At 56.7% G+C, this 20,978-nt stretch carries 12 protein-coding genes; 8 read left to right on the forward strand and 4 right to left on the reverse strand.

Annotated elements, in window-relative coordinates; all coding sequences use genetic code 11:
• The first annotated feature begins 198 nt into the window (after nucleotides 1-198).
• From SH573x_RS30430 to hrpB, 3 genes are read left to right on the forward strand one after another with little or no spacing between them, the layout of a single operon-like run.
• A complete protein-coding gene (locus tag SH573x_RS30430) occupies nucleotides 199-1,431 on the forward strand; it encodes a glycosyltransferase (protein WP_479352004.1) in 1,233 nt (410 codons plus the stop codon).
• Nucleotides 1,428-2,954: a murein biosynthesis integral membrane protein MurJ gene (gene murJ / locus SH573x_RS30435; protein WP_479352005.1), complete on the forward strand. Its 1,527-nt coding sequence runs from the start codon at nucleotides 1,428-1,430 to the stop codon at nucleotides 2,952-2,954. Before SH573x_RS30430 ends, murJ begins: the two co-directional genes overlap by 4 nt.
• A 32-nt stretch (nucleotides 2,955-2,986) precedes the next feature.
• Nucleotides 2,987-5,494 (forward strand): ATP-dependent helicase HrpB, encoded by a 2,508-nt coding sequence (hrpB, locus tag SH573x_RS30440; RefSeq protein WP_479352006.1) that lies wholly within the window; start codon nucleotides 2,987-2,989, stop codon nucleotides 5,492-5,494.
• 54 nt (nucleotides 5,495-5,548) lie between these two features.
• On the opposite strand, the gene ettA is transcribed toward hrpB, so the two are convergent.
• Nucleotides 5,549-7,222: an energy-dependent translational throttle protein EttA gene (gene ettA / locus SH573x_RS30445; RefSeq protein WP_479352007.1), complete on the reverse strand. Its 1,674-nt coding sequence runs from the start codon at nucleotides 7,220-7,222 to the stop codon at nucleotides 5,549-5,551.
• A 372-nt stretch (nucleotides 7,223-7,594) separates the two neighbouring features.
• Here ettA and SH573x_RS30450 point away from each other — a divergent pair, with 372 nt between their 5' ends.
• The 3 genes from SH573x_RS30450 to SH573x_RS30460 all read left to right on the forward strand — a co-directional run bounded on the left by SH573x_RS30450 (nucleotide 7,595) and on the right by SH573x_RS30460 (nucleotide 11,875).
• Nucleotides 7,595-9,031 carry a glycosyltransferase family 4 protein gene (locus SH573x_RS30450; protein WP_479352008.1) on the forward strand — a complete coding sequence of 479 codons (1,437 nt, stop codon included), beginning with the start codon at nucleotides 7,595-7,597 and terminating at the stop codon, nucleotides 9,029-9,031.
• 78 nt (nucleotides 9,032-9,109) lie between these two features.
• The gene (locus SH573x_RS30455) at nucleotides 9,110-10,549 is read left to right on the forward strand and encodes a pyridoxal phosphate-dependent decarboxylase family protein (protein ID WP_479352009.1); all 1,440 of its coding nucleotides are present in this window, start codon (nucleotides 9,110-9,112) and stop codon (nucleotides 10,547-10,549) included.
• 123 nt (nucleotides 10,550-10,672) lie between these two features.
• Complete coding sequence (locus SH573x_RS30460) at nucleotides 10,673-11,875, forward strand: ATP-grasp domain-containing protein (protein WP_479352010.1); 1,203 nt, start codon at nucleotides 10,673-10,675, stop codon at nucleotides 11,873-11,875.
• Nucleotides 11,876-12,057: 182 nt separating this feature from the next.
• Here the strand turns inward: SH573x_RS30460 and SH573x_RS30465 are convergent, their stop codons facing one another.
• On the reverse strand, nucleotides 12,058-15,696 hold the full coding sequence (locus SH573x_RS30465; RefSeq protein ID WP_479352011.1) for a hypothetical protein: 3,639 nt from the start codon (nucleotides 15,694-15,696) through the stop codon (nucleotides 12,058-12,060).
• Between the two features lie 216 nt (nucleotides 15,697-15,912).
• On the opposite strand from SH573x_RS30465, the gene truB reads away from it, so the two are divergent.
• The gene (truB, locus tag SH573x_RS30470; protein ID WP_479352012.1) at nucleotides 15,913-16,860 is read left to right on the forward strand and encodes a tRNA pseudouridine(55) synthase TruB; all 948 of its coding nucleotides are present in this window, start codon (nucleotides 15,913-15,915) and stop codon (nucleotides 16,858-16,860) included.
• 73 nt (nucleotides 16,861-16,933) lie between these two features.
• On the opposite strand, the gene SH573x_RS30475 is transcribed toward truB, so the two are convergent.
• The gene (locus SH573x_RS30475; RefSeq protein ID WP_479352013.1) at nucleotides 16,934-18,430 is read right to left on the reverse strand and encodes an ABC transporter permease family protein; all 1,497 of its coding nucleotides are present in this window, start codon (nucleotides 18,428-18,430) and stop codon (nucleotides 16,934-16,936) included.
• Nucleotides 18,431-18,436: 6 nt separating this feature from the next.
• The gene (locus SH573x_RS30480) at nucleotides 18,437-19,891 is read right to left on the reverse strand and encodes an excinuclease ABC subunit UvrC (protein WP_479352014.1); all 1,455 of its coding nucleotides are present in this window, start codon (nucleotides 19,889-19,891) and stop codon (nucleotides 18,437-18,439) included.
• Nucleotides 19,892-20,135: 244 nt separating this feature from the next.
• Between SH573x_RS30480 and SH573x_RS30485 the strand changes: the two genes are divergently transcribed.
• Nucleotides 20,136-20,975, forward strand: a complete 840-nt coding sequence (locus SH573x_RS30485) for a sugar phosphate nucleotidyltransferase (RefSeq protein WP_479352015.1) — start codon at nucleotides 20,136-20,138, stop codon at nucleotides 20,973-20,975.
• Nucleotides 20,976-20,978 lie beyond the last annotated feature (3 nt).

The following is a 20,978-nucleotide window of genomic DNA, read 5'->3' on the forward strand; positions in this document are numbered from 1 at the left end:
AGTGGATACTTGGGCCGCAGAAACGCACGCCCGCCCAGCCTGCACAGGGAGTACCCCTGGCGGTTTGACCCGCAGTTCGCGTTTGGCCGAGGTTGACTTGCATCCCACGCTGCTACTAATCTCGATGACTAAGACTACAATCTGCCGCGGATGCTAGTCGCAACCCCCGAGCCACGTCAACCGAGAAATAAGCCAGCAATGGAGGACAATATCGCAGCCCGCCAGACCACAGCCGACCGCCAAGGGTATCGCATACTGGCGTGCAGTGGCTCACTGGACGGTGGCGGCAGCGAACGTCAACTGTGGCAACTAGTGAGCCACTTGGATCGTCAGCGATTCACACCCAGCGTCTATTTGCTGGCTCGCCGCGGAGTGTACTTGAGTCAACTGCCCGCAGATGTATCCGTGGCTGCCTTCAATGACACACATCCGCAACCTACCGCCTTCCCACCCGGACGCATCTCGTGGTTGCAAGCCCGGCATCTGCAAACGATCGTAAAAACAAGTGCTATCGATGTCGTCTACGATCGCACCTATCACATGACACTCGTGACCGGCACACTGCCACGCAGCGTGCCACGCATATCCGTCATTGTCAGCCCGCCCAGTCGCGACGTGGCCAGCAGCGAGCAGCGCTGGCGATGGTTCAAACGACGGCTGCTAGCTCGCGCTTACACTCGCGCCGCTTGCACGCTGTGTGTTAGCCAAGAGGTCGCCCTCGATGCTGCGAACTATTATCGAATACCCATGGAACGCTTCACCGTGCTGACCAACCCGGTAGATATCGAAGCTGTCCAGCAGAAATCGCAAGACGATCTGCCCACAGTCGCTGCCTGCTTGCAACATGCGCATACCGATCAAATCCACATGGCCGTCGTTGGCAGATTCACAGCTGAGAAGGGACATGCCTTCGCAGTGCTATTGGCCGCTCGCTGGCGCGAGGCTCAGCAGAACATCACACCTACTCAACAGTTGCACCTGCACTTCATTGGCAACGGACCTTTGGAAAGCGCGATTCAGCAGCAAGTGCGAGCCCTAGGACTGGCCAGCCTGGTTCACTTCCACGGCTACCAAACCAATCCCTATCCGATTCTGGCGGCCTGCGATGTTGTTCTGGTCCCCAGTCGCTACGAAGGTTTTCCGAATGTCGCCTTGGAAGCGATGGCTTTAGGTAAACCCTTATTGATGACCAACTATGGAGCCACTGCCACAGAGATTGCCGGCAGCCATCAGCAGCGAGCCAGCTTGGTGGCGATCGACGATCTCAATGGCGCAGTCGAAGCTCTAAAAAACGCATCCGCTAACTGGCAACCGTGGCGCCAGCGCGCTCAGCACGCGCAAGCCTGGGTGTGCACCCATCATGCCCTGGAACCATGGCTGGGCAAAATGAGCGACTTACTCGAGCAAGTTGCCCGTCGGAGGCAACGATGAGTACATCACCGCTACCTAACGAAGCAACCAGTGACACGCCCGCACGTGGAACCAAACGTAACTTGTTTTGGTTAACATCCGCTTCAACGTTGCAAGTGGTCATTCAGTTTTTGATCCAAGTCGTCTTGGCATATCAATTCGGCGCGACGGCAGATACCGATGCGCTGGCAGCGGCCTTGGTAATACCTACCGTACTTGCAGCCATCATCAGTGGCTCGCTGAGTTATGTGTTGGTACCAGATCTGGTCGCGTGCTTCACTGACCAACAAAGGGTCAAAGTCGGTTGGCATATGGCCACTCTATTTGGAATTGTCACCGGGCTGCTGGGATTGATGACGACGCTGGTGGTGATGATGGGCTCACAAACGATTGTGGGCTGGCTATACAGTCACATGGTGAACGAACATCAAGAACTGTCAGCCAAACTGCTAAGTATTCTCTCATGGCAGATTGTCATGTCGACGATTATCAGTTGGTCCTTGGCAGTGCATCACAGCCGCCATAGCTTTATTGTTCCAGCTATGGGCGGTGTGTGGGGTACGCTGGCAACTTTGGTGCTGGCCATGATGTGGGGGCCACAAGGGGTGCATACGATTGCCCTGGCTATCAATGTCGGTTCGCTCATCAGCGTAGTAATTCACGTCGCACCGCTACTGATTCATTTGCGTATCGGTTCAATACCTGGCGCACATTTGCGCCGTTTGCTCTGGGCTTTGTTTCCATTGGTGCTGGGCAGTCTTTACTTGCGCATTGACCCATTGGTCGATCGATCGCTGGCGTCGCAGCTAGACGAAGGCACAGTGGCGCATCTGCATTTTGCCCAACGCATGATCGTAGCCTTGTTGGCGATCAGCACTAGCGGCTTAAGTGTAATCGCCTTTCCGCAATTGGCAGGGCATTTGGCCTCCAGTGGTCGCGATGCCTTTGCCAAACATTTTGCCTTGGCCATGCGGCGATTGATTTTCATCGTGATCCCGATCGCGATTGGCTTTGGAATCTATGCCGTACCGGTCATAACCGATCTGCTGCAGCGCGGCCGGTTCGATGCCCGCGATTCGGCGGCTGTGGGTGGATTGATCGTGTGCTTTATGGGCATGTTCATCGGTGCCAGCTGGGGCGAGCTACTTGCCCGCGGTTTTTATACGCTCGGTGACACGCGCACACCGACGATTGTCGGCGCTATCGCAATTACGATTGGATTGGCGGCCAAGTGGTTCAGTTTGTCGACGCTAGGTGTCTGGGGCATAGCCTTGAGTACTTCGTTGTCCCTGATGCTGTCAGCTATGACTATGTCCGTCATCTTAGCGCGACGCACCCACGGGCGAATTCTCGATGGTAGCTTGCTCAGCCTCACAATCGCCTCGGCGGCTGGCCTGGTCGCTTGTGCCGTATGCTCGGTACCGTACACTCTAGCGATTGGTCGTACCTGGCTCGCCGCACCGTTGGGAGCTCTGGTATACATCGCGATCATGGCGCAGGTCATTAAATGGAAGCCGTCAATCGCCTTGGATCGCGACCTCTGAACCGTTCTTTATAGAAGTCGGCGCTACGTTTGATGTCACGTTTATCTCTGCCCATTGATTCTGCACTAGATGAAATCATCGCGGCTGTCAGGTCACATGCAGCAGTTATCGTGGAAGCTCCGCCGGGCGCTGGCAAGACCACACGCGTGGCACCAGCGCTACTGCCGATCGCGGACTCAGGACGAGTCGTGCTGGTCGAGCCACGTCGGATTGCGGTTCGCGCCGCCGCCGCTCGGATTGCCTATGAACAAGGCGTGCAATTGGGACAGCAAGTTGGCTATCAAGTGCGCTTCGATCGCCAAGTGACCCGAGATACCCAGTTGGTTGTAGTTACGCCCGGTATCTTGCTGCGCGAATTGCAGACCGATGGAGTGCTGTCGGAAGTCAGCGTCGTTATCTTGGACGAGTTTCACGAACGTTCGCTCGAAGGCGATATTCTGCTGGGCATGGTTCGACGAGTGCAAGAGACGATTCGACCAGACCTGCGCTTAGTCATCATGTCCGCTACGCTCAATACGGCCAGCATCGCCGAGTATTTGAACGCGCCGCCAGTTATTTCCGTACCTGGCCAAATGTTTCCCGTAACCATGCGTCATGCGCGACCTGGCCCACCGCGCAAGATCGTCGATAGCGTATGCGATCAGATTCCGATCGCCTGCGAACGCGACGACGGAGACATGTTGGTATTCTTGCCAGGTGTGGGCGAGATCCTGCAGGTGGCACGCTCACTGGAACGAACTGCGCAGCGCGCAGGCTGGAGCGTGTTGCCCTTGTACGGTGATCTCTCGCCGGAAGAACAAGATCGCGTGCTGCGACCGGCGGACGGTCGCAAGATTATTCTCGCGACCAACGTTGCCGAAACATCGTTGACCATCGATGGCGTACGCATCGTGATCGATAGTGGTTGGGCCCGCGTGCAACGCGTCGATGCCGCGGTAGGTCTAAACGTGCTGCAACTAGAACCCATCTCGCAAGCCTCTGCCCAGCAGCGTGCAGGTCGAGCGGGTCGTACGGCATCGGGTGTATGTTATCGCTTGTGGGATGAAATCACTCATCGCAGTCGACCGCGACATACCGATCCGGAGATCATGCGTGTCGAACTGGCCGGCGCCGCTTTGCAATTGCTGTGCTGGGGCGAAAGCGACCTGGCACAATTCCCCTGGCTCACGCCACCCAAAGACGAAGCACTCGCTTCGGCCTTACTGGTACTCGAGCGTTTAGACGCCATAGCAGATGCTCGGCCAACTGCGCTGGGTCGTCAGTTGGTCAACTTTCCAACGCATCCGCGCCTGGCTCGATTGTTGTTGGCGGGTCATGCGCTCGGCATCCCCAGTGCCGCCTGCCTGGCCGCCGCCATGTTATCGGAACGTGATGTGTTTGATCGACGTGGACCGCGCGATTCCCGTAATCCACCACCCACGCGCAGCGCTCAGCATAACGATTGCGATGTGACCGAGCGCATCTTGGCGCTCGACGAATTCTTGCGCACAGGCCGCACTGATTTTGCGATGGGTTCTATTCGCATTGGCGCCGCCCGCCAAGTCGAACGGGCCGCAGCTCAACTTCGCAGCATTCTCCAAGGGCAAGCTGGCCGCATCGCTCACGAAGCACCGCTCGAGCGCAACGTATCGCGCGCCATGTTGGCAGCGATGCCCGATCGAGTAGCCCGCCGGCGCGATGCGCATCAACCGCGCGGCCTGATGGTTGGCGGTCGTGGCGTTAAGCTCGATAACAGCTCAGGTGTGCGAGCTGCCGAGCTGTTTGTGTGCGTCGATGTCGATGCCGGTGGCAGTGAAGCCAGCGTGCGCCAAGCATCAGCGATCGAGCGCCAGTGGCTGGGCGAGCAACATCTTCGACAAGTCGATGAACGATTTGTGCACCCGACAACCGGTCAAGTCGTCACGCGCCGCCGCACTTACTGGTTCGATCTGATGCTGGATGAAACGCCCGTGGCCACACCGCTGGATGAAGCGACCGCGGACCTGCTGGCCAAGTCGGCTATCACTCACTGGCACAAAGTTTTCCCCAGCGGCGATAAACAGCTGAACAGTTTCTTAGGTCGAGCGCGATGGCTGGGCAAAGCCCTGGCCGATCCCGAGTGGCCCGACCTAAGCGATGCAGGATTGCAACAGCATCTACCACAGTGGTGCGCAGGTCAACGCGACTTGGAAGCCATTCGCGCTCTGCCTTGGCGCGCGCTCATCGAAGGCTTGCTAACCAATGCGCAGCGCTCACGCTTGACGCGCGAAGCTCCCGAAAGTTATACGCTGCCCAGTGGCCGCAACGTGCTATTGACTTACGAAGCCGACAAGCCACCTGTGCTCGCCGCTCGTATACAAGACTTCTTTGGCCTGTCGGCCACACCCCGTCTGGCTGAAGGCCGCGTCCCGCTGCTCTTGCACTTGTTAGCCCCCAACAACCGCTGCCAACAAATCACCGATGACCTAGCCAGCTTTTGGCAAAACACTTACAGCGAAGTTCGCAAACAACTGCGCGGCCGTTATCCCAAACACGACTGGCCAGAAGATCCTAGAAAGTGAGCACTGGTTGAGCTAAAGCTCTGCCAGTGCCACCCAACGCTAACTGAATTCCGTTTAAGCCTGCAGCTTCTTATAGCGGAAGCGTTTTGGTTCTTCGGGATTGATGCCTAAGCGTTCAGCCCGTTGAGCTTCGTAGGTAGCAAAGTTACCTTCGCACCAGTGGACGTAACCGTCGCCTTCAAAGGCGAGGATGTGTGTGGCCAGTCGGTCCAGGAACCAACGATCGTGGGAGATCACGACCACGCAACCTGCGTAGTTTTGAATGCCTTCTTCCAAAGCGCGCAAGGTATCGACGTCCAAGTCGTTGGTCGGTTCGTCCAGCAGCAAGACGTTAGAGCCACGGCGCAAGAGTTTGGCCAGGTGTACGCGATTGCGTTCACCGCCGGATAGTTTGCCGACTTTCTTTTCTTGATCGGGTCCGCGGAAGTTGAACTTCGAAACATAACCCCGCGCGTGCAATTTCTTGCCACCCATTTCCAACACGTCGCTCCCACCGCTGATCTCTTGATACACGGTTTTGTCGGGATCGAGGGCGTCGCGGTTTTGATCGACGTACCCCATTTCCACTGTTGGACCGACACGCAACTCACCGGTGTCCGGTTTTTCTTCGCCCATGAACATGCGGAAGAGCGTGGTTTTACCAGCCCCGTTGGGACCAATCACACCGACGATGCCACCGGCCGGCAAACGGAATGTCAAGTTATCGATCAAGACGCGATCGCCAAAAGCCTTGCTGATATTATCGGCTTCGATCACCAATTCACCCAAGTGCTTGCCGGGTGGAATCTGCAGTTCGAGCTCGTCTGGTCGATCTTCGAATTGCTCCGCAGCCAACTTTTCATACGAAGTGATACGCGCTTTACTTTTGGCTTGCCGGGCCTTGGGCGATGAACGAATCCACTCCAGCTCGCGAGCCAACGTCTTCTGACGACTGACTTGCCCCTTCTGTTCGCGCTCCAGGCGAGCTTGCTTTTGCTCCAGCCAGGCTGAGTAATTGCCTTCGAAGGGGAAACCCTGGCCACGATCCAGTTCCAGAATCCACTGAGCCACGTTGTCCAAGAAATAGCGATCGTGCGTAACCGCGACCACCGTGCCAGGATAATGAGCCAGATGCTGTTCCAGCCAGTTGATGGCTTCGGCGTCCAAGTGGTTGGTTGGTTCATCCAACAGCAGCAAATCGGGTTGTTCAATCAGCAGTTTGCACAGCGCGACGCGGCGACGTTCACCGCCTGATAACGTGGTGACATCAGCATCACCGGCTGGCAGATTCATGACCGTCATGGCCACTTCAATCTGTCGATCCAGTTCCCACAAATTGTTGTGGTCGATAATATCCTGCAGGCGAGCCATCTCGTCGTAGAGCTTCTGCAATTTGGCGTCGTCGGTCACCACGCCCAACTGTTCCGATATCTCGTTATAGCGATCCAGCACGGCTCGGCGAGTGGCCACCGCATCGTTGACGTTGCCTTGCACGTCCTTGGTCGGATCCAATTGCGGTTCCTGCGACAGGTAGCCTGCCGTAAACCCGGATGTCAAACGGGCTTCGCCATCGAAGTCTTTGTCCTGGCCAGCCATGATCCGCAACAAGGTGCTTTTACCCGCCCCGTTGGCACCCAGAACGCCAATCTTAGCACCCGGGTAAAATGATAGCCAAATGTCCTTGAGAACTTCCTTCTGACCATGTTTCTTGGTCATCGACTCCATTGTGAAAATGTACTGGCGATTCATAAGATTTTTCGTATGCAGACTGCCGATGGGAAAAAGGCCTGAGCTGCGTGAATGTACCCGCAATGCACAAAAATGGGAACCCGCGTAGCTGTGGCATAGGCTTCCAGCCTGTGTATCTTCACTCGCTGGGCCCCCAGGATATCGCACTGCACGCCAACAACACCAAGATGGACCAGTTTTGAAAGCAAACCTGCAAAAAACTGCTATTCGCCAGTTTGGGCAAAGCAGCTAAGATGGCCATCTGAAAGCGGACTTTTCCTGCCTAGACAACTCGGAAGTCGGCAGGCGTGAGAAAGGACTCTCTACATGTCGAGCCAGTTTCGGTCGAGCGCCCGTAACCTCGAACGAACCTTGAATACATCGCCAAGTGCTATGGACCCTTCGCGTCCACAGCGCAGCCGGCTGGCGCTGCGCCACCTCGAAGAGTTGCGCGCGATGCAATCTTTGCCTGAGCGCGTGCTCATCGACGCTACTTACACACTGGGTTCCAGCCGCCGTTCGGGAATCGAGCGCGTCGTACGTAACGTGCTGACTCACTGCCAACAGCTCTGTGCGGCCAGCGGCACGACCTGCTCCACCTTGATGAGTCTGAACGAACAGTTCTTTCATATTGATCCCGGCCAAGATTCGCGTTTGAAGCGCGTGCTCGATACGCAGAGCGACATCCTGGGCGCGCTGCCGCGCGGCTATCGCGCGCTGACCGAAAGCCTCGTCAATCGTTTTCAATCGGACCGCCTGCGCCATTGGCTGTTGCCGCAGCGTGGTCACATGGGCATGTTCAAACTGCCGTATCGCTACTGGTATAAACACCAAATGCGAAAGATGTGCTCTCAAGCAGAACGCATTGAACCTGGCCAAGGCGACTTGCTGATCCTGCCTGATGCTTATTGGGCGCGGAAGGAAATTTGGCCAGCGGTGGCCAAGGCGCGAGCCAGAGGCGCATTCGCGGCTGTAGTCGTTTACGACTTGATCCCGTTGACCCATCCACAATTTGTCGGTCAGCGGCGCACGCGGCGTTTCGAAGAGTATCTCAAACAAGTCGCCACTCACGCGGATATGATTCTGGCCATATCGGAAACCGTGCGCCATCAACTGGAAGAAACGCTGCCCAAACTATTGCCAGGCCAAGACTACTGCCAAGCCATAGTTGACTTCCCTCTGGGTGCTGAATTCCCAGCCGAGTCCCAGCCCACCGCCGTACGCCACGAGCTCAAGCAGCTGTTCGAAGATCCTGCTCAAGAAAGTCCGTATTTGACCGTGGCTGCTTTCGACCCACGCAAGAATCATCGCTACTTGTTGGATGCTTTTGATCTCTGCTGGACGCGGATGTTGCCCGAGGCCAAGGCGGGAACCGCTTTACCCAAGCTGTGCCTGGTGGGTCGCGTAGGTGGCCGCTGTGATGACATCATGCAACGCATCGCGCATCATCCACTCCTGGGTCGCCAGCTGTTTACGTTTCATGATCTGAACGATGCCGAGTTGCAATACTGTTACCGCCAGTGCCGTGGGGTGATCTTTCCATCGATCACTGAAGGCTTTGGATTGCCGATTGTGGAATCGCTGTGGCACGGTGCGCGAACTCTGGCCAGTGACACGCCCATTCATCGCGAAGTCGGCGGCAACAGTTGCGAGTACTTTGACCTGGCGCGTCCTAGCTCGCTGGTACAGTTGCTGACGAGTTCTGTAGCCGCGACCGATCGCACGCACGTCCGCCCCTACACCTGGTCCGAAAGCGCCGAGATCTTCTTCAGCGAGTGCCTGCAAGGCTACCGCCGAGAGCACCCAGGTCGATTGGTCCGCAGTGCCTAATGTCTCCTTTCGCTCCGCGAAAGGTCCTCTCCACTTCCCCTCTCGCTTCTAACCCTACCGCTCCTGAAACTTCCATTTGTGTTTGATGACGAACCCACATTAGATCCGAGCGATTGGCAAGCGGTCCGCGCTCAGAGTCATCGCATGTTGGACGACATGCTGGACTATCTAGCGGATGTCCGGCAACGGCCCGTGTGGCAGCCCGCACCACCGGAGGCCAGCGCTGCCTTTCGTCAAGCGTTGCCGCAACATGGTAAATCGCTCGATTCAGCTTATGCTACTTTTCAACAGCACATCCTGCCTTATGCGATTGGCAATGTGCACCCCGGCTTTATGGGTTGGGTGCAGGGAGGTGGATCGGTAGTGGGCATGCTGGCCGAGATGTTGGCCGGAGGATTAAATGCCAATCTGGGTGGCCGTGATCAGATTCCGATCGTGGTCGAAGCGCAAGTCGTACGCTGGATGCGCGAGCTCTTTGAATTTCCTGAGTCGGCCACAGGGCTGTTCGTGACCGGATCGTCGATGGCCAATTTGATGGCCATCTGGATCGCTCGCTTTCATCACTTGGGCAGTGCCGTGCGTACACACGGACTGCAGGCGTCTGAACAATTGCTGACAGTCTATGCCTCCGTCGATGCCCACGGCTGCATCGATCGCGCTGTCGACCTGGCGGGATTGGGAACGCGCGCACTGCGCAAGATACCGGTTGATCACCAGCATCGCATGGATATCCAGACGCTGGCCCAAGCGATTGCCGAAGATCGCGCTGCCGGCAAACATCCGCTGTGTGTCGTCGCAACTTCGGGTACCGTCGATGTCGGTGCCATCGATGATCTGCAAGCCGTGGCCACGATTGCCCAGAGCGAGCGACTCTGGTTTCACGTCGACGGAGCGTGTGGGGCACTGGGAAAATTCTCGCCGACTATTGCTGCCAAGCTGAAGGGAATCGAGCTGGCTGACTCGATCGCGCTGGACTTTCACAAGTGGGCCCAGACTCCCTACGATGCAGGTTTCTTGTTGGTCAGGCATGGTAATGTGCACTACGATACCTTCGCAGCTCCAGCCGCTTACCTGCGCCGCGAGACGCGTGGCATGGCCGCCGGTGCTCTCTGGCCCTGCGATTATGGACCCGATTTGTCGCGTAGTTTCAAAGCCTTGAAGGTTTGGTTCACGCTGCAAGTCTACGGCGCGCAGCGCTTGGGCCGCATGATGGACCACACCTGCCAATTGGCCCAGTACCTGGGCACGCGCATCGCAGGCACTGACGAGCTGGAATTGGCGGCCGAGGTTACGCTGAACATTGTCTGCTTTCGCTATACCGCGGGCGACTCCGATCGAGTCAATGCCGAGATCGTAGTCCAAGTGCAAGAGTCAGGCCTGGCGGCACCCTCGAGCACCACCGTCGACGGTCGTATTGCTATTCGCGCCGCCATTTTCAACCACCGAGCCACCGAAGCGGATGTCGATCGCTTGATCGATACCGTGCTGGCCTGTGGAAGACGTATCACCAGCTCCTAATTCACAAAAACTTTTTGTAGCCACCGCTGCCATGCGGTGGATTTCAACGGCAACTGAATCCACCGTCTGGCGACGGTGGCTACCATGCAAATTCAACCGACCAATACAATGGGCTCGAATTTAATGTCCCAGCCACAAACGATCCTTGGACTTTCGCGAATCATGCACCTCGCCTTTGCGGGCGATGACTTGAGCCAACTGGCAGCTGAGTTGTCCAGTCGTATCGCCAAGAGCGGCGAAGATGCCGGCGCGATACTTGATATGTCAACTATTTTGCAGATTCGCGGCCAAACCGAGTTGGCCATGCAATTGCAAGCTCAAGCCCTCAGCATGTGTCAGCATTATCGGCTTCAGGGCAATCCGGCCGCGCCCGCGACACGGTTGTTGGCCATCATGGGCCCAGGGATCATCATGGACAATACGCCGCTGGAATTCTTGGTCGAAGATTCTGAGATCGCGCTGGAACTATTGTATTTAGGTACCGGACTGCCCGCTCCAGAGCAACTGCCCGAACATGATGTGGCATTTGTTGCCGTGTGCCAATCGGATGCCAACGACGCTCTGCTGCAAGGCCTGGATGACGTAATGCAGCATTGGCCGCATCCCTTCCTGAATCGCCCGCACGCCATCTCGCGACTAGCCCGCGATCGCGTGGCCGCGCTGCTGGAAGGGTTGCCCGGTGTTATACCTAGCCGCACCGTCCGCATGCAGCGCGATGAAGTGGAAGGCCTGGTTCACTTTGCCGATTCGCCTTCGGATTTATTCCCTCTGATTATTCGACCCATCGACAGCCATGCGGGTCACGGCATGACCAAGGTCGACGACGCTCAAGCGCTGGTCGACTGTTTACAACTCGATCCTAGCCCCGAATTTTTTGTGGCGCCCTTCATCGACTATCGGGGCGTGGATGGCAAATATCGCAAGTATCGCGTGGTTGTCATCGACGGCCAGCCCATGGCTGCGCACATGGCCGTATCAACGCGCTGGATGGTGCACTACTTGAATGCCGATATGCTCAGCAGCGCCGACAATCGCTGGGAAGAAGCTCAATTCATGGGCAGCTTTGATCAGCGTTTCGCGCGCCAACATCGCGGAGCCCTGCGGGCCATCGACCAGCATCTGGAACTGGACTACTATTCGATCGACTGCGCAGAGACGACCAGCGGTGAACTAGTCGTTTTCGAAGTCGATAGCGGAGCGGTCGTGCACTCGATGGACCCAGTGGACCTGTTCCCCTACAAAGCTTCGCAAATGCAGCGCGTCTTCGCTGCGTTTCGGAATGCAATCGGGCACAGAACGCTCGGCCGGAAACAAGCAGCCGCGTAAGGTGTAAGGCTATCTCGTTTAACCCGTAGCCGCTAGGCGAGGCGCACCCTCTAACCAATCGCGGCTTCAGAGTTAGGCAGAGAGTGGTTAGAGGGTGCGCCTCGCCTTCGGCTACGGGTTAAACGAGGTAGCCTCACCCCTACTCCTTACTCTACTACTCCTTACTCTACTACTCCTTACTCTCAAAAGTCTTCTCGGGTTAGTTCTTCCATCAAGAGGCCTTTGAGACATGAGAGCTTCATCGCCGCCAGGCCTTGCATCTTGCTATAGGGCGGTCGATTGGCGGGTGCGTTCTTTAGCTCGGCTGCGAGTTGTTCGTCTAAGTGCTCAATGAGCTGGACCACTGTTTGTGGCTGAAGATAACTGGCGGCGCTCAGGTCGAATCCGCGCGAGTAGGGACGAGCTGCGTCGGCCCGAATTTGTTCCATCAAGCGCGGCACCTCTTGCGAGACGATCTCGCGTGTCAGTTCGGGATAGGTGTGGCGAATCGCGTAAGCCATGTCAAGACTTTGCGTTTCGCGAGGCGAGACGATAGGCAGTATGCTATTGGCTGCATCGGTGCGCGCACTTCGTAGGATTTCCAGGGCCAATTGCCAGGCGGCTTGCTGGCCCAGCTGAGGAGAGACTTTATTCGCATAGGCCACCCAATGAAAATCTGGAGTCCGACTGGCCGAACGCATGGCATATCCTGGGAGGCTCGTGGCCGCAATCAAGCGGACATGAGCATCTTTGAAAATCTGTTCCGCATCAGGGCGATGTTCGACCAGGGCGCCTAATACTAACCAACGCAACAGATCCTGCCGCAGAGGATTTTTCTCGAGAGCCCGCAGAGCTTCATGCGGCGCTAAACGCCCCAACTCCAACATTAGATCGTCGGTGAACATCATCCGAGTGCTGGGTAGTTCATCGATGCTGCCAGGTGCTAGTCGTAGCAACATCATCGTCGAACTGGAAATCCCCATTCGCTCTTGCGGCGTCATATCCCGCTCAGTTACCTGTAAATTGGCCAAGACTTCATCGGCAAAACTCTGCGGGTCCAGCAGAGCTCGGCACAGTATCAATCCCGAGGGCATGGGCATCTCGCGACCGTTGGCCAACCGGTCCATCTGCGTCTGCGTGATCGAGATAAACTCTTGCAGCTTGTCTCGATACGGGGCCAAGGCTCCCAAGCGATACAATTCCAGCGCGACACTGGCAATCAGATAATTTTGCCCTCGAAACTCCGTTAACCCGCCGAGGGCTAGCGGTAGTCGATTGCCATTCTGCACAGGCAAAGGAATGGTCTGCATAACCTTTTCAAAAGCGGCCTGGCTGGGATGTCGTTTCGCCAAACGCCACAGCACTTGAGCTCGGGCTTCATCACTCTGCATAGCGCCGGCCAGACGCTGCAATTTTTCATCCTCCAAGCCGCCCCAGAATTGCATAAATTCCAACCGAAGCGCATCGTTGCCGCGGCGATCATTATTCAATAGTTCATTATAAAATTTATCCGGTTCCAAGAACGCCGCCTCCGGCAACATGGGCGACCGAACCGGCAAGGCCAGCTTGCCCAAGCCGTCGATAATCGTCTTGGCCAGCTTGCGTCGCTCGGGCAATTCATCTCGTTGCCACGGGGCAGGGTCACCGGTCGCTTGATTGGGCGCCTGGGGTCCTAACTCTACCGGGTGAGTGAAGTCTGTAATACGCTTGACCGTCCAGCCCTCCTCGCACAGCAACCAGGACGAACCGTTGACTTCATCAAAGGCGAACTCTCCTTGTTGATTGGTGATGGCACGCCGCACCGAGCGCGCTTGAGAGAGCCAGACCATGCGACCAGCCAAGGGCTGAGAGCGATCGTCGACCAACCGCCCGCTTAGTTGTTGAGCCGGATGAGGCCTGGGAAGAACGAGGTCCGGGAAAGTTATGGTGGGCTGATCCCACTGATTGAGCTGCGTCACCGCTTCAACGCGGCTGGCCGTTTGCCCGTCACCACCCACAGGTTCAAGACTGAATAGGAACTTCAATTTCGTATTGGCTAATTCGTTGGGGAGCGTGAATGCCCGAAACACTTGCGATGGAACCAGGTTGATCACGCCGCTGGCATCACTGGTCACTTCAGCAGCCACCCGCTGTTGAAAAGGAAATGGCATGCGGTCATTGGCTTCGGCAGCCTCGTAGCTCAGGGTGAGTCGCATAGCCTGGTCCGTGATAGGCTGACCGTCCGGATCGATCACGCGACCTTGAAAACGCACATTGCATTCGATGCCTTTAGTTTGCGTATCAAACTGCAATTGAAACTTATCACTAGGATCGGTGTCTATCATGCGGCTATAGATGCGCGAACCAAATTCACGTGTCAGCCGAATTTCTTGGACGATCGCATCCTGGCGCATGAATGCCAGGCCGCGACCATCGACGGCCAACTCGCCTGATCCAAAGCTGCGATCGGCGCACGTTATGTTGAGACTCATGGGTGGCTCGGCCGACGTGATGATGCGCTCTGGTCCAAACTCGGCAACCTCGACCGGATAAGGTCGCATACGATGAGCGGTGATCGGATCGACAGTTACGGTGGCTGCGCCCGGCCCGATCTCCAACTGTGGATTCGCTGAAGTTGTCCAGAAAGATTCCATGGACCGCGCGTCGGCATCACTCCGCATGAGCACGCGATAAGTACCCGAGATAGCGGGCAACTGATAATTGCCCTCAGCATCGCATTGAGCCACCGCTCCAAAACCAATGTATTGCGAATTAGTCTGGCTCTGCGCTATCAGCCGAATCTGCACGCTACTCAGGTCGGCCGGGCCGCTATCGGATTGAACTGAGCCTTTGACGAGTGCAGCCGGTTTGGATGCAAATTCAACTTGAACAGTTTCGCCAGCTGTTACTTGGATAGCAGTCGGTGCAGCCAACTGCGTCGGAAACTCGTCTTTGAAACCATAGAAACCTTGATAGTTCAGAAAACACCAACCTTCGCCCGCCGGCACATTGTCAATCTGAAAAGAACCGTCTTCTTCAACCTGAAGTTTTAGCGCGGCGTGGGCCTGTTGATCAACAGCGTACATCGTGCGGTCAGCCTCGGTCATAGATACTTGGGGCTTGAACTGCTTGGCCAGGTGCGCCGGAAATTTGCCAGTGATGCGTCCCAGCGCTGGCAAGCGAAAGATGACCAAATCAGCCGGGTCACGCGTTACTCCCATGGCCTTATCGGACTGGGGTATATGCGCCATAAATTCTTTCCCAGCGCGATCCGTAATCTTTACGCCCAGGCCATGCGAGTGGCGTGGCATACTGGCCATGCCCAGTGCATCTGTCGTGACGACATGCTCTGCCTGCCAGTCGGAACGGGCGGTCAACGGTTGTGGACCACTCAGGCTGATGGTCGCCTCTGCAACTGGCTCACCCAGGCTATCGACAACACGGATGGCTTGCCGTTTAGGGCGACTGAGTTGAATGGTGGCCGCGCGCGATACGGGCACCACGCCCATGGCGTAGCCGGATTTCCACACCGTAACCGGTAGCGATCGATCGCGCAGCACTTCGTCCGTTACCGGAACCTCCAGCACGGCCGCGCCTTGGGCATCGGTGGTAGCCATCACGACCTGAGGCCTGAATCTTGAATCCTCCGCGGGCTGAGCATCACCAGCGGCCTCTGGCGATCCGCGCGCCGCAGAGAAGGTCACAGCTGCCAGGCCATCGGCGATCGGTGCATTCTGTTGATCGACCAACTTGATCTTGATCTGTCGCATCGAAGTGTCTTGGGCAGTAACGATCGGACCGATGGTCAGAGCGATTGCCAGACAGACAAGGCCTATGGCGAGCGATCGCCATCTGTTGAACATGATTGACCTCGTCGATATCTCTCAGAAATGGGTAGGTAGAATGTTTTAGCGGAGAGCCGGTAGCGGAATGCGTCAAGCATTTCGAAATATTGGACGCATTCCGCAGCGGGCAACCTCGGAATGCTTGACGCATTCCGCTACGGGCCGAAAGGCTTGACGCATTCCGCTACGTGTTTCTTTTCATCTTAACAAAAGCTGGGGTGATAAGTTACCATTTTGCCCAGAGGCTCTCTGTGCTTTCCATCCCTAACGGAAACTATCGATATCGTGCTGTCCGGTTTACTGGTCGTTAACAAGCCTGCGGGAATTTCCAGTCGTGATTGCGTCAACCATGTGCAGCGAGCCATTGGCGACAAGCAGGTGAAGGTCGGGCACGCCGGCACGCTCGACCCTTTGGCCACGGGTGTGTTGCTGGTGTGCATCGGGGAAGCCACCAAGTTAACCGAGCAGTATCATGAACTGGACAAACGCTACCTGGCTGATTTCGAGTTTGGCAAGAGCAGCGACACGCTGGACCGCGAAGGCGAAATCACCTTGCACACCGACCTCACTTCGCCGTCAAGTTCCGCTGTGGAGGCGGCCTTGGAGCGCTGGACAGGCCCCGAGGTTCTGCAGCGACCACCGCGTTATTCGGCTATCAAGATCAAAGGCAAACGCGCCTACGACCTGGCGCGGCGCGGGACTGAATTTGAACCCGAAGCCCGACCCGTTGCCATCCATGCATTATCAGTTACCCATTATCAATATCCACACTGGACGCTGGATATCCACTGCGGCAGTGGGACCTACGTCCGCTCAATCGGCCGCGATATTGCTGCGGAGTTCGATAACTTTGCCATCATGACCGAGCTAGAGCGAACGGCGATTGGACCCTTTCACCTTTCGCAGGCCATACCGCTGGACGATCTCTACGCAATTAGCGATGTACAGGCGGGACTCCTTTCGCCTGCGGAGGGTTTGCCAAACTGGCATCGTGCTCACATCACCGCCGATCAAGCCCAAGCTCTGCGGCATGGACTGAAAATTACTTTACACGTAAATCAATTTTCTCCCGAACTGGCAGGTCCTCGATGGTTGGCCCTCGAAGAAGACGGCACGCTGGTCGCCCTTTTGGATGTGCTTCCCAGTGGTTACGCGCGGCCAGTTCGCGTGTTCAACATCTGATGTAAGTCCCAACAGCAACCGACCGCGCCACTAACTCCTACTCCTACTCCTACTCCTACTCCTACTCCTACTCCTACCTGCTGCGTGAGGCCCACATCAACAGGGCTAACAGCCAGCCCAGCCCTACCAGGGCCAGGCACAGCCCGGAATCTTGATAGCGCATGCCGAAGTGCAAGAGTTCGAACAGACGCTGGGCGACGGTCGTAACCCCCGGCGGCAGCAGTAACAAGTGCGTGCTCAATTCGCCAACGCTCAACGTGGCCAATAGCAACCAGGCTAACAGCCATAGTCCGCGTGTGGGTCGCCAGATAAGAGTTGTCCAGCGTTGCCACCCCGACAGTTGATCCACCTGCGCCAGTTCCCAAGCTTGACGACTGACGCTCGATAAGATCCCACCCACTAACAACCAGGCCAGCGGCAAAAGTCGCGATTGCTGGGCGAGGATGGGCGCGGCCAACGTATTGTCGTAACACCAACTGAGACCTGGCACATTCAGGAATAACTGCATGAGCGTGGCCGTCACCAACGGCCCGGGACAAGCAATCAGCACCAGGCACACGGCATTGAAAATCCAACGCCAGCGACTTTGGCCCGTTAATCCGCATGCGGTCCGCATGCCTGAGGCCAACACCAACGCCAGCGTGGCACTCGAGGCGGCCAAGGTCGCTGACCAACGAAACTCGCTGGTAAACTGCGTGGCTGTTTCGCGGATCGTCAGCGCTAGCCGCCCAGGCGACCAGGCATGCTGCATCAATCCATCGCTACCTAACCGCGATTGCCAGCCGGCTTTGATAACCAAGTTGACCAAGGGCACAACGACAATGACCAGCACCAACAGCCATACCAGCCCGCTCAGCGGCCAGCGCCAGCGACCGAGCTGCAAAACTTGCGGTGGGTGCGCGGCCACATGCGAAGCCAAGTTGGATAGCGAGGGCAATTGGCGACGCAGGCACCAGGCGAGCAGTACCAAGGGCAGGGCGCACAACAGCACGGCTACGCCATAAGTGACCGGCGTATCTGACCCCAAGCTGATGTCGAGGTAGACTTGTTCCGGCAAGGTGGGCACTTGATAGAGATTGGTAACGACCATCTCGGTTAGCACGGGCACAATCATCCACAAACTGGCAGCCGCTAGCCAACCGCCAAGCTCTGGCAATAATACTTGACGCATCAAGTTTCGCTTGCCGCCATCCAGCAGCGCCATCTCTTCGCGCGAGCCCCGCGACCAATACAGGCCCGCGGCAAGTATCAACACACCGGCTGGTATCGCCGCCATGGCATGGATGAACGCCACCGCCGCTAACGCCGCCAGCGGATTGCCCGCTACCGCTACTTGTGAAAGCGGCCACCATCCTTGCGTGCCAAAACCCGCGCTCCACGCTCCTACCAGCGCGTAGAGTGGCACCAAGAGCTGACTAAACAAAGCCAACCATGCCAGGCGAGCGCCAAGTACATTGGTGCGTACAATCGAAATAGCCAGCAGGCAAGACAGCGGCAGCGCAATCGCAATCACTCCCACCATGACCACGAGCGTATTGAGAATCGCTGTGTAGAGTTCAGCCCAGCTCAACGTGGTTTATTCCATTTGACTCTTGCTGCGTAGTATGTGGTGATAATGCTGCGCAAAACGATGCGCCTCATCGCGTACATACTGTAGCAGACGCAGCGCAAAAGCGTGGCGACTGAGTATCAGTGGTTCACTTTCCCCAGGCAAATACAACTCTTCTTCGCGTTTGGCCAGCGAGAGCAACGTGGGTGGCTTGATTTGCTGATCGCGAAAGGCCGCCAGGGCTGCGTTTAGCTGGCCTTTGCCGCCATCGATCAGCAGCAAATCGGGGAAGGTGTCTTGATTGTCGCTCAAACGCCGAAAACGCCGCGAGATCACTTCGTGAATGCTCCGAAAATCATCCACACCTTGCACGTCGCGAATCTTGTAACGGCGATAGCCGGGTTTAAATGGCAAACCATCGATGAACTGCACCAAACTGGCAACGGTTTCATTGCCCCCTAGATGCGCGATATCCACACCCTCGATCACGCGCGGCGCTTCGGCCAGCTTCAACACCTTCTTCAATCCCGCCAGGCCTTTCTTGGGATCAATGTAGAAGACTTGCGGCTGAGCATGGGTATCGAGTTGGCCACGTTCATCGAGGCGCTCGAGCATTTGCACTTCATCGCGCAGGCGGGCTGCTTTTTCAAATTGCAGTGCCTTGGATGCCGCGATCATCTCTTCTCGCAACTGCTCCATCAACTTCTTCTTACCGCCATCGAGAAAGGTCTGCAAACGTTTGATGTCGCGACGATACTCTTCTTTGCTGATCCGCAGATTGCAGGGCGCGGTACATTGTTTGATCGAAGCCAACAAACATGGCCGGAACCAGCGCCAGCGGGCATCCTCGGCGTCGATATCCAACGAGCAAGTTCGGAACTTGAAGATGCGCTGCATGACTTGCACCGCCGCCCGCAAGGCTCCGGCACTGGCAAAAGGTCCGTAGAGTTTCACGCCTGAATCGCGCGGCTGTCGCGTGATTTCGACGCGCGGAAAATCTTCGCGGGTGGTGATCATCAAATAGGGAAAGCTCTTATCGTCTTTTTGTTCCTTGTTGTATTTGGGTTGGATATCTTTGATCAAGCGACTCTCGGCCAGCAGCGCATCGACTTCGCTTTCGCATTCCATAAAGTCGATATCGCAGATCTCCATGATCCAATGCGAGGTGCGGGCTTCTTGTTGAGCGGCTTTGAGAAAGTAACTGCCGGCTCGGCTACGCAGGCTTTTGGCTTTGCCGACGTAGATCACGCGGCCAGCCGTATCTTTCATCAAATACACCCCCGGCTTGTGGGGAAAACCTCGCACTTTCTCGGCGGCTCGGCGAAAACCAAACGGCAGATTGGAGGCTTCGGACGTCGCCAGTTCGCGTTCCAACTGCTCCGCAGTATCCGCTTCCTCTAGCGGTTCTGGCTCCGCGAGATCGACTTCCTGGTCGTCATCTTCGCCGTCGAGCGATTCGTCAGGTTCTGGCAATGGACGCATGTAGTTCCGTAGCGGAAGCCGTCAAGGCTTTCGTCGCACCCTCGTTGTTGAATGAATATCTCCGAAACTCTTGACGAGTTCCGCTACCTATCTACGAAACTCTTGACGAGTTCCGCTGGCCTGTCGCTGCGCCTGGGCCAAACGTCGCGAACTTCAAGTACAATTGTGACTGCGGTGTGACAGTAGGCTGATGGCAGCCTTAGGTCACAAATATTTTTCGCCCAACTTTTTATTCTAGCAGTATATGCGGATCACCAAAGCGATCATTACGTCGGCCAGTCCGAATCAGGCTCGGCTGCCCTTACAAACTGTGGTAGACCAGGGTGGCCAGTCGCGCACGGCACTCGAATTGGTGCTGGAGGAGATCATCGGAGCGGGCATCGAAGATGTCGCAATCGTGATTTGCCCCGGCACGGCTGATCGCTATCTGCATGCTGCCGGTGATCATGCACAGCGTCTGAAGTTCTTTGAACAGGATCAGCCGCGTGGGTATGGAGATGCCTTGCTGCGGGCGCGCCCGTTTGCCCAGAGCGAACCGTTTCTGCACCTGGTCAGCGATCACTTGTATGTCAGCCAGAACGGTCGATCTTGCGCGGCGCAGTTGGTCGAGATCGCCCAACGCGAGCAGTGCGCCGTATCCGCCATTCAACCCACACGTGAAAATCAGCTCGCCTACTTCGGAGCTGTAGGCGGAGCACCGGTACCGCGGCAAACCGGTCTCTATGAAGTCAGCACGGTGCTGGAAAAGCCGACGCCCACAACGGCCGAACAGCGTCTGGTCGTCGCCGGCCAACGCGCTGGACACTATTTGTGCTTGTTCGGTATGCATGTATTGACGCCTACAATTTTCGAACTTCTCGAGAAAGCCATTGGACAGTTAGGCGACGGCCAGACTGCCAACTTGTCTAGCTCGCTGGATAAACTGGCCCAGTCGGAACGATATCTGGCTGCGCAACTGGATGGCAAACGCTACAACATCGGCGAGAAGTACGGCCTGTTGGTCGCTCAATTGGCCATCGCGCTTTCGGGCGATGACCGGGATCGTATCTTGACCGAACTGGTCGAACTCTTGGCGAAAGGCTAATCA

The organism is Rania fehmarnensis, from assembly GCF_056494185.1.

What these genes read in the sequence shown, in the direction of transcription:
- hrpB (WP_479352006.1), top strand. Translation starts at nt 2,987, where the DNA reads ATGTCACGTTTATCTCTGCCCATTGATTCTGCACTAGATGAAATCATC.
- SH573x_RS30465 (WP_479352011.1), bottom strand. Translation starts at nt 15,696, where the DNA reads ATGTTCAACAGATGGCGATCGCTCGCCATAGGCCTTGTCTGTCTGGCA.
- ettA (WP_479352007.1), bottom strand. Translation starts at nt 7,222, where the DNA reads ATGAATCGCCAGTACATTTTCACAATGGAGTCGATGACCAAGAAACAT.
- SH573x_RS30485 (WP_479352015.1), top strand. Translation starts at nt 20,136, where the DNA reads ATGCGGATCACCAAAGCGATCATTACGTCGGCCAGTCCGAATCAGGCT.
- murJ (WP_479352005.1), top strand. Translation starts at nt 1,428, where the DNA reads ATGAGTACATCACCGCTACCTAACGAAGCAACCAGTGACACGCCCGCA.
- SH573x_RS30460 (WP_479352010.1), top strand. Translation starts at nt 10,673, where the DNA reads ATGTCCCAGCCACAAACGATCCTTGGACTTTCGCGAATCATGCACCTC.
- SH573x_RS30450 (WP_479352008.1), top strand. Translation starts at nt 7,595, where the DNA reads ATGGACCCTTCGCGTCCACAGCGCAGCCGGCTGGCGCTGCGCCACCTC.
- SH573x_RS30480 (WP_479352014.1), bottom strand. Translation starts at nt 19,891, where the DNA reads ATGCGTCCATTGCCAGAACCTGACGAATCGCTCGACGGCGAAGATGAC.
- SH573x_RS30430 (WP_479352004.1), top strand. Translation starts at nt 199, where the DNA reads ATGGAGGACAATATCGCAGCCCGCCAGACCACAGCCGACCGCCAAGGG.